The sequence below is a fragment of the Marinifilum sp. N1E240 genome (genome assembly GCF_009295825.1).
GTDB classification, from domain to species: domain Bacteria; phylum Bacteroidota; class Bacteroidia; order Bacteroidales; family Marinifilaceae; genus Marinifilum_A; species Marinifilum_A sediminis.
The window spans coordinates 68,685-82,366 of record NZ_WHKF01000006.1 but is presented as its reverse complement, the minus strand read 5'-3'; the positions used below and the strand labels follow the sequence as shown (position 1 = coordinate 82,366).

11 protein-coding genes are annotated in these 13,682 nt (G+C 35.2%); 8 read left to right on the top strand and 3 right to left on the bottom strand.

Annotation, left to right across the window (positions count from 1 at the left end):
- Positions 1–47: 47 nt before the first annotated feature.
- From GCQ56_RS15005 to GCQ56_RS14970, 8 genes are all read left to right on the top strand, one after another.
- Positions 48–1,292 carry a M48 family metallopeptidase gene (locus GCQ56_RS15005; protein ID WP_152735348.1) on the top strand — a complete coding sequence of 415 codons (1,245 nt, stop codon included), beginning with the start codon at positions 48–50 and terminating at the stop codon, positions 1,290–1,292.
- 33 nt (positions 1,293–1,325) lie between these two features.
- Positions 1,326–2,564, top strand: a complete 1,239-nt coding sequence (locus GCQ56_RS15000) for a competence/damage-inducible protein A (protein WP_152735347.1) — start codon at positions 1,326–1,328, stop codon at positions 2,562–2,564.
- A 252-nt stretch (positions 2,565–2,816) separates the two neighbouring features.
- Positions 2,817–4,151: a TolC family protein gene (locus GCQ56_RS14995; RefSeq protein WP_152735346.1), complete on the top strand. Its 1,335-nt coding sequence runs from the start codon at positions 2,817–2,819 to the stop codon at positions 4,149–4,151.
- 29 nt (positions 4,152–4,180) lie between these two features.
- The gene (locus tag GCQ56_RS14990) at positions 4,181–5,266 is read left to right on the top strand and encodes an efflux RND transporter periplasmic adaptor subunit (RefSeq protein WP_152735345.1); all 1,086 of its coding nucleotides are present in this window, start codon (positions 4,181–4,183) and stop codon (positions 5,264–5,266) included.
- Between the two features lie 75 nt (positions 5,267–5,341).
- Complete coding sequence (locus GCQ56_RS14985) at positions 5,342–8,575, top strand: efflux RND transporter permease subunit (protein WP_152735344.1); 3,234 nt, start codon at positions 5,342–5,344, stop codon at positions 8,573–8,575.
- Positions 8,576–8,591: 16 nt separating this feature from the next.
- The gene (locus tag GCQ56_RS14980; protein WP_152735343.1) at positions 8,592–8,900 is read left to right on the top strand and encodes a hypothetical protein; all 309 of its coding nucleotides are present in this window, start codon (positions 8,592–8,594) and stop codon (positions 8,898–8,900) included.
- Between the two features lie 18 nt (positions 8,901–8,918).
- Positions 8,919–9,107, top strand: a complete 189-nt coding sequence (locus tag GCQ56_RS14975) for a DUF2892 domain-containing protein (RefSeq protein WP_152735342.1) — start codon at positions 8,919–8,921, stop codon at positions 9,105–9,107.
- Between the two features lie 443 nt (positions 9,108–9,550).
- Positions 9,551–10,381: a YecA family protein gene (locus tag GCQ56_RS14970; RefSeq protein WP_152735341.1), complete on the top strand. Its 831-nt coding sequence runs from the start codon at positions 9,551–9,553 to the stop codon at positions 10,379–10,381.
- Positions 10,382–10,599: 218 nt separating this feature from the next.
- Here the strand turns inward: GCQ56_RS14970 and GCQ56_RS14965 are convergent, their stop codons facing one another.
- The 3 genes from GCQ56_RS14965 to GCQ56_RS14955 all read right to left on the bottom strand — a co-directional run bounded on the left by GCQ56_RS14965 (position 10,600) and on the right by GCQ56_RS14955 (position 13,643).
- Positions 10,600–11,727 (bottom strand): FMN-binding protein, encoded by a 1,128-nt coding sequence (locus GCQ56_RS14965; RefSeq protein ID WP_152735340.1) that lies wholly within the window; start codon positions 11,725–11,727, stop codon positions 10,600–10,602.
- Between the two features lie 74 nt (positions 11,728–11,801).
- Entirely contained in the window at positions 11,802–12,092 is a 291-nt protein-coding gene (locus GCQ56_RS14960) for a hypothetical protein (protein WP_152735339.1), read from the bottom strand.
- A gap of 57 nt (positions 12,093–12,149) precedes the next feature.
- Positions 12,150–13,643 (bottom strand): reductive dehalogenase, encoded by a 1,494-nt coding sequence (locus GCQ56_RS14955; protein WP_152735338.1) that lies wholly within the window; start codon positions 13,641–13,643, stop codon positions 12,150–12,152.
- Positions 13,644–13,682 lie beyond the last annotated feature (39 nt).

Below are 13,682 nucleotides of genomic sequence, written 5' to 3'. Positions count from 1 at the left end.
TCTTTTAGGGGTTTTTTAATTTTGTTAATTCATTAAAAAAAATATCAATGACACCGACAGTTATACTATATGTAATTTTGAGTATTCTTGCATTTGATTTCTTTTTAGAAAGGATATTGGATGTTTTAAATCTTAGAAATTGGACGCCAGAATTACCTATAGTTTTAGAAGGTATATACGACCAAGAGAAATATAAAAAATCCCAAGATTATCAACGTGCAAAATACAAACTGAGTTTTTTATCATCAACTATAAGCTTTATAGGGAGTTTTTTAATGATTGTTTTAGGCGGTTTTGCCTGGGTTGATGAGTTGGCAAGACAATTTACAGATCATCCAATTTTAATTGCACTATTGTTTTTTGGTGTAATTATGCTTGCTTCAAGTATTGTTGGAATGCCCTTTACTTATTACTCTACCTTTGTGATTGAAGAAAAGTATGGTTTCAATCGAACCACCATTAAAACTTTCATTTTAGATAGAATTAAAGGCGGTATTTTAGGAATAATAATTGGCGGAGGTTTATTGGCATTATTGATATGGATATATCTGCAAACTACCGATAATTTTTGGTGGATGGCGTGGTCTGTTCTTGCAGGTTTTATGATTTTTATGACCATGTTTTACTCTTCTGTGATTGTACCCTTTTTTAATAAGCAAACTCCTTTGGAAGATGGAGAATTAAAATCGGCAATAGAAGAATTTGCTAACAAGGCTGATTTTAAACTGGACAATGTTTTTGTAATGGATGGTTCAAAGAGATCATCTAAAGGAAATGCCTATTTTAGTGGATTAGGAGCTAAAAAGAGAATTGTTTTATTTGATACCTTAATTAATGAACTCACAACAGAAGAAATTGTAGCGGTTTTGGCTCACGAGATTGGTCATTATCAGAAAAAACATACTTTAAGTGGAATCGCTTTATCCTTGATGCAAACCGGTTTAATGTTTTATATTTTTTCCATTTTTATTGGTAATCCTGCTTTATCAGAAGCATTAGGATCCGAAGTACATGGTTTTCATTTAGGTTTAATAGCCTTTGGCATATTGTATTCGCCAATTTCAACAATTTTAGGATTGATTATGAATGTTTGGTCGAGACATAATGAATATCAAGCCGATGAATTTGCTGATGTAAATTACAATGGAAAAGCATTGGGTGATGCATTGATAAAACTGTCAATTAGTTCCTTAAGTAATTTAACACCGCACAAAGCATACGTTTTCTTTTATTACTCACACCCAACACTATTACAACGATTAAAAGCAATTAATTATAAAAAAGAATCCTAAATAATTAGTTTTATTATTAGAAATTCAAGTATCATGCAAGCAGAAATAATAACCATTGGTGATGAGATACTAATTGGACAAGTCGTAGACACCAATTCAGCATGGATGGCAAAAGAACTGAATAAAATTGGTATCGATGTTTCCAGAATCAATAGTATTTCAGATCAAAAAAATGATATTATTAATTCCATAGAAGAATCATTTAAGAGAGTTTCATTGGTGTTAATGACAGGAGGATTGGGACCAACCAATGATGATATTACGAAAAAGACATTGAGTGATTATTTTGGGATGAAATTGGTGCAAGATGATAAGTTGTACCTAAAAATTCAGGAAAGATTGTCGCGTTATGGTATTCCAATGAATCATTTTAATGTGGAACAGGCTCTTGTTCCTGATCAAGCCAGAATTATTGATAATAATTTTGGTTCGGCACCATGCATGTGGTTCGAACGTGATGGCAAAGTAGTTATATCCATGCCAGGCGTACCTTTCGAAATGAAAGGAATTATGGAGAATGGTGTATTAAATGCTTTACGTACGTGCTATTCAACTCCAGCAATTGTTCATAGAACAATTATGACTCAAGGGATTGGTGAATCCTTATTAGCTGAAATGTTAGAAGATTGGGAGGGAAATCTTCCCAAAGGAATGAAACTGGCATATTTACCATCACCAGGACAAGTTCGATTGCGATTAAGCGTTACAGGTGAAAATAAAGAAGATTTGGAGCTTGCAATCAACAAACAAGTTGAATTGTTAGAGAAAATTATTCCTGAAAATATTTTTGGTTTTGATGATACTCCAATGGAGGAAAGTGTTGCCAAACTTTTAAAAGAAAAAGGTTTGACAATGGGTACAGCTGAAAGTTGCACAGGTGGCTATATCGCACATTTGATAACTTCACATTCTGGTAGTTCAGAATATTTTAAAGGAAGTATTGTATCCTATTGCAATGAAATTAAGGAAAAAGTTCTGGGTGTAAATGTTGAGGATTTAAACAACTTTGGTGCGGTTAGTCAACAGGTTGTTGAACAAATGGCAATAGGAGCGAGAAAGGCTTTAAATGTGGACTATGCACTTGCAACATCTGGAATTGCGGGACCAGATGGAGGTACAGAAGAAAAACCGGTTGGAACGGTATGGATTGCTTTAGCATCTAAATCAAAAGTAATTTCTCAAAAGTTATCACTTTACAAAGTTCGAGAACGAAACATTCGTGTGGCAGCACTAAAAGTTCTGAATCTCCTTCTTATCGAGTTGAAAGAATAAAATATCTCATTCGAATTTAAGAGAAAAAAGCTTTCCATTTATGGAAAGCTTTTTTTATTTCATGTTAAGTTAGCATATATTATATAAAGTAATTATTGTTTTTTGATTTTTAATATCCTAAATTTCAGTAACTAATCTGTTTTTTAATAAGAACTTATAAATTTAAATTTAAATCCGAAACATGTAGATATTTGGATATATAGAAAAAACAATATAGATTTGATCTGAAATCAAAAAAAAGAGACAAAAAACATGCGAAACTTCACCTATCTAATTATCAGTATTCTGCTTGTTGGAAATTACAATCCAGTTATGGGGCAGCAAACAGAATTGAAATTAAGTTTGAAAGATGCCTTGCTTAAGGCATCGGAAAATAATAGGCAAATAAACAAGGCTAAGGAGCAAGGACAAGTAGCAAAAGCAGAGTTCCGACAAAGCAATTCTGTTTTTTTACCTACTATTAATCTTTCACACACCGCGATAACAACAAATGATCCACTCACAGTTTTTGGATTTAAATTAAAGCAGGAAATAACAACACAGGCTGATTTTAATCCTGTGTTATTAAATAATCCGGATCGCATTGAGAATTACAATACAAAGATTGCTATTGAGCAACCATTAATCAATTTCGATGGGATTTATGGAAGAAAGGCAGCCAATGCAAAAAGACAAGCTGTAGATTTTAGAACAGAACGAACGATCTACTTCACCAATTTCGAAGTTAAAAAAGCATATTATCAGGTGGAATTGGCGAATGAGGCGGTAAAAGTCTATAAAAAATCATTGGAAACTGCACAGTCTGCATTAGAACTTACCGAAAACAATTTGAAACAAGGCTATGTGAAAGATGCCGATGTTCTGGCAGCCAAAGTAAGAGTTCTGGAAATAAATACTCAGCTGGCTGATGCAGAAAATAATAGAAAGCAAGCGGGTGAATTCTTAGCTTACATGTTGGGTGTTGATATTCAAACGTCGATTGTTACAGTAGATAAATTAGAAAGAAAACCTTCGATACTTCAGAGCCTTAATAATAACCAGAATGAAGGAGTTCGTTCGGATTTAATGGCTTACAAGAAAGGAATGGAAGCAAGAGAAAATATGTTGAAATCTGAAAAGATGAGATTTCTTCCTCGATTAAATGCATTTGGTGCTTACGAATGGAACGATGATCAGCTATTGGGAACATCAGCTAATAATTATATGATTGGTGCCAGTCTTTCCTGGAATTTATTTAGTGGGTATAAAAATGCTGGAAAAGTTCAAAAGGCAAAAGCCGAATTAAAAATTGCAGAATTAGACTTAGCCGATTACGAGTTTAGAAATAGCATGGAAATAAAAGGAGCGAAGCGTAATCTTAAGGTTGCTTATGACAGAATTAATTTAAGTAAACTGGCAAAAGTTCAAGCCGAAGAAGCATTTAGGATTCGAAATGATCGTTACAAGCAAGGTTTAGAGAAAACTACCGATGTTCTTCAAGCAGAATCTGTTTCATTGCTTAAGAACCTGGAATATATAAGTGCTTTATATAAATATCATGTGTCGGTATTTCAATTAGAACTACTTCTTGAAAAAGATCTACAATAATAAAAACTAATCTCAAAGAATTTACAGATATGAAACTTAACAAATATTTTATCATAGCAATTGTGGCAACTCTGGCTGTTGGCTTCCAATCGTGCGGAGAGAAGTCTAATGCAAATGGAAATGCTAAGACTGATCTTACTGTATCGGTTGCAACTGTTAAAATGGAAAACCAACCTGAAATATTGAGTTTTTCGGGTAAAATTGAAGCCGAAACACATTCAAATTTAAGTACTCGAATTATGGGACAAATTGCTAAAATTTATGTGGAGTCTGGTCAAAAAGTAAAAAAAGGTCAGCTATTAGTTCAAATTCAGGATAAAGATATTCAGGCTAAAAAATTACAGGTAAAAGCAAATATGTTGAAAGCGGAAGCTGCTTACAATAATGCAAAAAAGGATTTTGATCGTTTTACTGTTTTGTTTGAACAAAAAAGTGCTTCTCAAAAGGAAATGGATGATGTAAGCACCAATTACAATATGGCAAAAGCTGAATTGGAAGCGGTAAAGCAAATGGAAGAAGAAGTTAATGAAATGCTACAATATGCTGCGATTAAAGCTCCTTACAGCGGTATTATCACTAGAAAATATATGAATGATGGTGATTTGGCTTCGCCAGGTATGCCTTTGGTTGCTATTGAAAAGCCAGGAGAATATAAAGTGATTGCCAGAATACCTGAAACTGAAATTTCGAAGATAGAAAAGAATGATGCTGTAAAAGTGAAAATTAGCGCTTTAAACAATATTGAAATTGAAGGCATGGTTACTGAGGTTAACCCTTCCGCTTTGTACACTGGAAATCAGTTCGAAGCCAAAATAGTTTTAAATCCTACAAAAGAACAGAAAAGGAAATTATTTAGTGGAATGTATGCAAATGTAATGATTAAAAAGGGCGGAATGCCGAGCATCATGATTCCCAAGAATGTTTTAGTAAGAAAAGGACAATTAACAGGGCTTTACACTGTAAGTCAATCGGGAACAGCAATGCTACGTTGGATTCGTACCGGAAAATCTACCGATAATATGGTTGAAGTTCTATCGGGATTAAGTGATGGTGAGCAATACATTGTTTCCTACAAGGGGAAAATTTGGGATGGTGCAAGTGTAGTTATAAAGTAAAGACAATTAATTTTCGGTTTAATGATGATCCGAATTTGAATTGATCTCTTTATGAATTCCTAAAAACAAAAATAGATGAAAACAGGATTTGCGGGTGGTATAGCCCAACTATTTATAAATTCAAAATTAACTCCTTTATTAATGGCTGCCTTTATGGTGATTGGTGTGTATAGCGCCTATCTTACGCCTCGAGAGGAGGAACCACAAATTGATGTTCCCATTGCTGATATATTCTTAATGTATCCGGGAGCTAGTCCTTCAGAAATAGAATCGCGTGTGATGCAGCCATTGGAAAAGGTGGTAGCAAATATTCCGGGAGTAGAGTATGTCTATTCTACATCAATGCCGGGACAAGCTATGTTAATTGTTCAGTTTTATGTAGGCGAAGATGTGGAAAGATCTCTTGTGAAAATGTACAATGAGATCATGAAACACATGGATGAGATGCCAAAAGGCACATCTATGCCATTGATTAAAACCAGGGCAATTGACGATGTTCCTGTGCTTGGTTTGACTTTTTGGAGCGAGACTTACGACGATTTTCAGTTGAAGAGAATTGCTCAGGAAGTGAACGATGAGATTGAAAAAGTAAGCGAAGTATCGGAAACAAAGGTAATTGGGGGTCGTTCGCGACAAGTTCGTGTTGTTTTGAACCGCGAACAGATGGCTGGTTACAATATCGATGCTTTAAGTATTTCTCAACAAATTCAAATCTCAAATCAACAAATAGGATCGGGAGCTTTCAATAGTAATGATACCGAATACTTAGTTGAGACTGGAAAATTTCTCGAAAATGCTGAAGATGTTTCCAATTTGGTTGTGGGTGTTTATAAGGGAAGTCCGATTTATTTGAAGCAGGTTGCTGAAGTTATCGATGGACCTGAAATATCTTCACAGTATGTAAGTTTTGGATACGGAAAAGTAAATGAGGCGAAAGAGAATTTCAGAGGAGAATACCCTGCAGTAACCGTTTCGGTAGCTAAACGAAGAGGCGCAGATGCAATGAAAGTTGCAGAACAAATACTAACAAAAGTAGAAGCGCTTCAGAAAGATTTAATTCCTTCTGATGTTCAAGTTGATGTAACCAGAAATTACGGAGAAACTGCCTCTGATAAGGTTTCCGAACTTTTATTACACCTTTTAGGTGCTATTGTGGCGGTAACTTTTGTTGTAATGCTTGCCATGGGATGGCGTGGTGGACTGGTTGTATTCCTTTCGGTACCAATTACTTTTGCACTAACCATGTTCAGTTACTATTTTCTAGATTATACATTAAATAGAATTACATTATTCGCCTTGGTATTTGTAACTGGTATTGTTGTAGATGATTCCATAATCATTGCCGAGAATATGCACAGGCATTTTAAAATGAAGCAATTGCCATTTATGCAGGCGGCATTACGTTCAATCGACGAAGTTGGTAATCCTACAATTTTGGCAACATTTACCGTAATTGCAGCGGTATTGCCAATGGTTTTCGTTTCCGGATTAATGGGACCTTACATGAGTCCAATGCCAATTGGTGCTTCTATAGCCATGATTTTTTCACTTTTGGTTGCCTTAACCATTACACCATATTTGGCATATAGATTATTGCAATTTAATGTGAAAGAGGATAAAAATGAGAAAGCATTTAAATTGGAAGATTCTGTAATCTACAAAATGTATGGCGCTACCATCAGACCAATGTTGGAGTCTAGATTAAAGCGATGGGGATTCATCAGTTTTGTAAGTGTCTTGTTATTGGCATCTATGACTTTGATCTACTTTAAGTCTGTTGCTGTTAAAATGTTGCCTTTCGATAATAAGAATGAATTTCAGGTGGTGATTGATATGCCTGAGGGAACAACTTTGGAAAGAACTGCGGTTGTTGCTAAAGAATTGGCTGCCTACATTGCTCAGCAGGAAAATGTGATAGATTACCAAACTTATGTAGGAACTGCGGCTCCAATGAACTTTAATGGATTGGTTCGTCATTACGATTTACGAAGAGGTTCAAATGTAGCTGATATTCAGGTGAATTTAACACATAAGAAAGATCGTGATTTACAAAGTCATGATATCGCGAAAGCAATTCGTCCGGGCTTACAAGAGATAGGAAAGAAATTCAATGCCAATGTTAAAGTAGTTGAAGTTCCTCCGGGACCTCCTGTAATGTCAACCCTTGTTGCCGAAATTTACGGACCAGATACTGAAGGACAAATTCAAGTTGCGAAACAAGTGAAATCTATTTTTGGGCAAACCGATGATGTTGTTGATATCGACTGGTTAGTAGAAGATGATCAAACCGAATTCCAGTTTAATGTGGATAAGGAAAAGGCAATGTTGGCTGGAGTATCAACTCAGCAGGTTGTGCATACCTTAAATATGGCGCTTCGTGGTCATGAGGTTTCTCAGTTGTATCAGCAGCACGAACACGAGCAGGTGGGAATTGATCTACGTTTGCAGGAGAAGGATAGAAGCAGCTTAAGTGATCTGAAGAAAATCAATATCCTAACCAAAACGGGGCAATTAATCCCTCTAGGTGATATTGTTGAAATTAAAGAAAAAATTAAGGAGAAGAGCATCTATCGTAAGAATCAGAAACGTGTGGTTTATGTAACTGCCGATGTTGCAGGTAAATTGGAAAGTCCGGTTTATGGTATCATGGAAATATCAGAACATTTATCAGATGTTCAGGTTCCTGAAGGATATGAATTGATGGAAGAATATACCGAGCAACCATTTTTCGAGGATAATTACAGTCTGAAATGGGATGGCGAGTGGCAAATTACTTACGAAGTATTCCGTGATTTGGGAACTGCCTTTGCAGTTGTTCTTCTGGTAATTTACATGCTAATTATCGGTTGGTTCCAAAACTTTAAAGTACCATTTGTAATGATGATTTCCATTCCTTTATCATTAGTTGGAATATTGGTTGGTCATTGGATGTTGGGTGCATTTTTTACAGCAACATCAATGATTGGATTGATTGCCCTGGCAGGGATAATGGTGAGAAATGCCATTCTGCTGATCGATTTTATCAACTTAAGATTAGAGGATGGTGCGCCATTAAAAGAAGCGGTGATTGAAGCGGGTGCAGTTCGTACAACTCCAATTTTACTAACTGCAGGTACGGTGGTGATTGGTGCTGTGGTAATTCTATTCGATCCTATTTTTCAGGGACTAGCCATTTCATTAATGGGAGGTTCTATTGCTTCAACATTCCTAACATTGGTAATTGTACCATTAACCTATTACATGACAGAGAAGAAGAAGTATCCTGAAGTGAAAAATGATGTAGAATTAACAGAAAATAATGATCAGTAATTTTAATATTTAATCTATGAAAGTTGTTATTATATTTTGTGTAAAAGCCTTTTACGAAGAGTTAAAGCAAATTTACAATAAAGCAGGCGTTGATGCTTACAGTGAATTTGATGTGAAAGGATATACGAAAAAGCAAGGTGGAAATTGTGAAGCTCCCAATTGGTTTGCTTCCAGTAAAAACCATTACGATTCCACTGCTACATTCGCATTTTTAAACGAAGAAAAAGGGGATAGCTTACTCAAACATATTGAGACATTTAACTCAGGTATTGATTGCTGTAGCCCAATACACGCATACATGCTTGATGTGGAAAAGTTTATTTAAAATCAATAATATAAAGAAATGAGAGAGAGAATTATAAGAGCAATTGCCGGAACTATGGTGCTAGTAAGTATCTTATTGGCATTTTATGTGAACATCAACTGGTTGTTATTAACAGCATTTGTTGGTTTAAATCTCTTACAATCGTCCATTACCAAATGGTGTTTAATGGATGATATCTTAAAGAAAGTTTTTAAAGTGGAAAATTAATCCACAAAGTTTAGTTTTTTTGATTTTGTTCCCAGGACATTTGTCCTGGGATTTTTTTTATCATTAAAAATAGTTGGAATCACCATTTTGTATAGGATTATTCTAGATGGTAATTTTTCTTAAACAAATCTAAAGCGTATTTAACATCAGAAAATCAGTGAGAAACATGTGAAATAGCCCAGTTTAAAGCTGCTGAGAGTTTAATAAATTGATTGAAGTGTGTCTTTGTACATGAATTGTTCAGTCAAAATCTCATTTATTTTGATAATGATTTTGATTTTTTGTTTTGTAATAATATCTGTGAATTGAAGAGCTTCTTTTTTTATTGACGCTCATATCCGCAAATTGAATAGATACCGATTATAAAAACTGTTTTAAAGTAGAGTTTGCAAACTGTGTAAGCATATAAAAATCCATATCTTTGCCCCATAAAATTTGAATATATGATTCGTTCCACAATACACGCATTCGAAATATTAGATACCCAATCGAAGGGAATTCCTTACGAGGCTATTGATTACTTGAGAAATCAGGAAAGTAATGATGACATTAACAAGAAATTAGTTTATGCATTAAAAAATGCCTATAATGGTGAAGCATATTATTCCGATGAATTGAGAATAATGTTGCCAGCACCTTTGTGGTATGCTATTGTTGCTGAGAAACATTTATCAGAAGATCTGTTTGAGCCTTTACTGGAAATGTTCACTACCGAGGAGGATTGGGATTTGATGAATGAGCAAGCTGTTTATTTGGCTGGACTGCTGGCAAAGAAATATCCTAGTGCTTTTGTAGATAAGGTTTTGTACTTTATCGAGGAGAATATTAAGAAGGAACACAAAACTCCTTACATTTTTTGTTTCGAAGCTTTATATTATGCAACGGAAGAGCAATTTGGCAGAATTCACTCCATTTTAGAAAAAGAAAACTTTCATTGGTTGGATCATTACATAAGAGTATTAGGGGACTTGATGAGAGAAGATACACTTAAAAAGTTCAAAGAGCTCTTACCTAAATTCGAAGGAAAACACACGGCAATTGAATTGCAGTATTATATTGATGTGATGGAGGGAAGAGTGACAGATTTTCAAAAAGGAGTAGCTTTTTGTGAAATGCGCGATCCTGAATGGAAAAATCATTACCAGCATATGGAGCACCTATTTGCTTCTACTGAGTCGCCTATTGAGCAAGGAGGGAAGGTGAACAGAAATGATCCTTGTCCTTGCGGATCAGGTAAAAAATACAAGCAGTGTTGTCTGCAAACAATGTCTTAGAAATCTTCATTTATTGAAGTAGATATAGAAAATATTAAACGGTTTTACTGCAAGTGCAGTAAAACCGTTTTTTTATAAACCCAAGCGCCAACTACAAGTCTATATTTATTTAAAAGTTACTAGCTATATAAAGAAGGATAGACAGCAGACAGATTGTATACAGAGCAAATCCAGCCATTGTTTCTTTATTGATTTTGATCTTTTTAAGCATGTTGTTTCTATTTTTGAATCAGATTTTTAACTTGATTTCTTCTGGCTATCAACCAATTTAAAATACCACCTACCGGACAAAAGAATCGGCAAAAGAAATTTGAAAAGAACAATGCCCCTATAAGTGAAGTAGGTAATATATACCACTGAATTCCTGCACCCTTTAAGGAAAACAACATCGCAAATGGTTCATAGGAAGAGACACTTGGATTTTGTGAGATAAATATCAGTAGAAGAGACAACCAAATTAAAACCAGGGGAGTGTGAGTTAATATCTTCCCGATTGTTTTATCCATTTTGATATTGATCCCAGAAATTTGATGCAGCAACATCTGACTTGCTCTAAATGGACAAATTGCTGTACAATATACATTTTTGCCCCAAACAATAATTAAACTAAGTGTTGCCGCAACAAGTAACCACCAACTTAAATGGGAGTGAATCTCAGGGAAATACCCTAACAATATTCGTCCGAAGTGAGTTAAGGAAAGTGATGCATTAAACAGAAAACCGATGAACACCAATCCCAAAAATAGATTGAAATAAATCAATTTCTTACTCTTAAAATAGATGGCTAAGAATGCGATAACAATGATTACAGCAACAATTCCTTCTTTTGGAGTTAATCTCCAATTCTTCTCTATTTTTGGGGTTTGGAGCTTAAATACATTGTTGGCAATTAGATAAGAAGCATCGCGAGCAGCATTGGCTATTGCCAAAGAACTTACTGTAGCACCAGATACAGCTTCAATATCCTGTTTTATCTGAAAATGATCTGTTAGATTTTTATCTTCGTATTGTTGGTAATATTTTTTGTTCGAAAGTTTTGCCACAAACGAAGGGGTTTCAAAACTTTTCAACAATTCAGTACTTACAATTCCTTCTGTTGTGTTGCTAATAACAGCAACCTGCAAAGGACCACCATATCCTTGCGATGAACCTGTTGCCAAAAAACCAAACAGACTATCATTTTTGTAGACAGGATGAACACCTTTGTTTGCTTCTCCCAGTTTAAGATTTGCCGATTGTAATACTTTTAGATGTTCAAGTTCTTGCGTGTTATTTGTAAATATTACGCCATAGCAAAAAGCCAAACCCAAACTTATCCAGGCAAACCAATTTATATATTTTTTCATGTACTATATTGAATCCTAATGAATAGAGAGCGAAGTCATAACTCTGTATGACTTCGATTCTCTTAGAACAAAAACTATTTGCTTACCGCTTTTTTTAATGCCAATTTCCTTGAAAACACAAGAAGAATTAATGAGGGAATCACAAAAACAATCAATCCCATACTTGCTGCTCTGGGCTCACCTTCCAGTATAGAACTAAATGACCATGCAATTCCAAAAATGAATAAGAAGATTCCAATACAACTGCTAATCCATGTGGAGATGTTAAATTTCAATTTTTGATTGTAATAATATATAAGTCCTATGGCTAAAGTAGTGATCACGCCTAAGGAAAAAAACAATATTTCTATTCCTGTAAATATCATAAGTTTGAATTTTAATTGTGATAAATTTGAATGTTTCAATTCTAAAAGTAAGATGAATTAATGCCCATCGTAACTTTTGCCATCGGGACTATAGAATTTTTTAATTGATTCTTTATCTTCCACATTTCCATAACCGAATAGCTCATCCATTTCACGCATTAAATCATGAACAGGTCCTGGCATAGCTGCTGTAATACTGTCGACTAACCTGTGATGCCAAAAGTCCGGTTTATTGTATGGGCAGGAAGCCATGCACATACCACAATCATCTCCAAGTTCTCCCCAAAGTTTGAAGCATTTCTTAGCATCTACATGATATTTCTTAACACCCTTAACATTGTACCAGGCATTGTCTTTATTATCGTGAGTTGGTTCGAACGATGGCTCTTTATCAAATGATATAGCTTTAGTAGGACAGGCATCAGCACAACGCATGCAATTTTTACAGAAATCCATTACGCCAAAAGACTTAGGCTTGTCGTATTCTACAAAATCAAAATCGGTATAAATTTTAGCCAATCTTACTCTTGGTCCGTATTTGTAGGTAACAGCTTGTCCTAAACGAGAGGCTTCACCTAATCCTGCCGCAATAGCATAAGGAACACTTAACCCCATATCATTACCTGCAGAAACCGCATTGAAACCTAAATTTTTAAAATAGACTGCTAATTGGTAAGGAACCTTTGCCATATCAGAATAGCCTGCACCGGCTGCCGCACTACCAATAAAGGAAGGTGAGGTTGATATTCCTTCGTAATCCATATTAAATGCCATTACAATTACTGTTTTGGGCTCGAAAGGAAAATCACTCCAATCGGTTACAAACTTATCAGGCCCCCAATTGTGAAGTTCTTCCATTTGCTCTTTGCTAGGTGGAGCTAATAATGGTTTTCTAAATAATGGTGGAATTGGATTTAAAAATTTGCTGTAATCCCATCTTTTGTCTCTTCGGGTAATACCCACCAAATCGGCACCAAATAATTTAGCTGCACGTTTGATTTGGTTCGTTGCTTCCTGTTTATTTTTAAACTTATATTTTTCCTTTACTACATAGTCGTTGTCGAAAAGTGCGAATTGAACTTTTTCATCACGTTGTTCCCATGAATTAACTCCAAAGTTTGGAATGGCTGCCGGGCTTGGACCCGCGGCATAATTATTCATGGCCCAGGCACCTGCAAGCAGGGCTTTATCAGCCTGATTGTATCCTGGTTTATTATTGTCGTAGGCAAAATTCATCTTTTCAACAAAAGCTTTTCCATCTGCTACGATATCATCCTCTACAGTTTCTCCAATGGCTTTAATTTCATTTACGAAAAATGAACGTGCCTGTACGTGATCCCAATTTCTCGGAGGTACATAATCGTCACGTACTTCAGCAGGAAAATCATCGTGAGTGGTTACAATTTTATCCACAAGACGTTTATCTAATTCTTTGGCTGCAGTTTTTTGCGGTAAAGTAGTTAAAGCTGATGCTCCCACTGCAGCTGAAATTCCTCCAATTTTAAAGAAATCCCTTCGATTTAATTTTGCTTGTTTTTTGATTTTGCTCATTACGTCAATGTTTTTGATCCAGTTCAAAACTGCAGTTAA

Excerpts from the sequence above, each read along its gene's own strand:
- GCQ56_RS14975 (WP_152735342.1), top strand. The coding sequence starts at position 8,919 with ATGAGAGAGAGAATTATAAGAGCAATTGCCGGAACTATGGTGCTAGTA.
- GCQ56_RS15000 (WP_152735347.1), top strand. The coding sequence starts at position 1,326 with ATGCAAGCAGAAATAATAACCATTGGTGATGAGATACTAATTGGACAA.
- GCQ56_RS15005 (WP_152735348.1), top strand. The coding sequence starts at position 48 with ATGACACCGACAGTTATACTATATGTAATTTTGAGTATTCTTGCATTT.
- GCQ56_RS14965 (WP_152735340.1), bottom strand. The coding sequence starts at position 11,727 with ATGAAAAAATATATAAATTGGTTTGCCTGGATAAGTTTGGGTTTGGCT.
- GCQ56_RS14955 (WP_152735338.1), bottom strand. The coding sequence starts at position 13,643 with ATGAGCAAAATCAAAAAACAAGCAAAATTAAATCGAAGGGATTTCTTT.
- GCQ56_RS14960 (WP_152735339.1), bottom strand. The coding sequence starts at position 12,092 with ATGATATTTACAGGAATAGAAATATTGTTTTTTTCCTTAGGCGTGATC.
- GCQ56_RS14995 (WP_152735346.1), top strand. The coding sequence starts at position 2,817 with ATGCGAAACTTCACCTATCTAATTATCAGTATTCTGCTTGTTGGAAAT.
- GCQ56_RS14970 (WP_152735341.1), top strand. The coding sequence starts at position 9,551 with ATGATTCGTTCCACAATACACGCATTCGAAATATTAGATACCCAATCG.
- GCQ56_RS14990 (WP_152735345.1), top strand. The coding sequence starts at position 4,181 with ATGAAACTTAACAAATATTTTATCATAGCAATTGTGGCAACTCTGGCT.
- GCQ56_RS14980 (WP_152735343.1), top strand. The coding sequence starts at position 8,592 with ATGAAAGTTGTTATTATATTTTGTGTAAAAGCCTTTTACGAAGAGTTA.
- GCQ56_RS14985 (WP_152735344.1), top strand. The coding sequence starts at position 5,342 with ATGAAAACAGGATTTGCGGGTGGTATAGCCCAACTATTTATAAATTCA.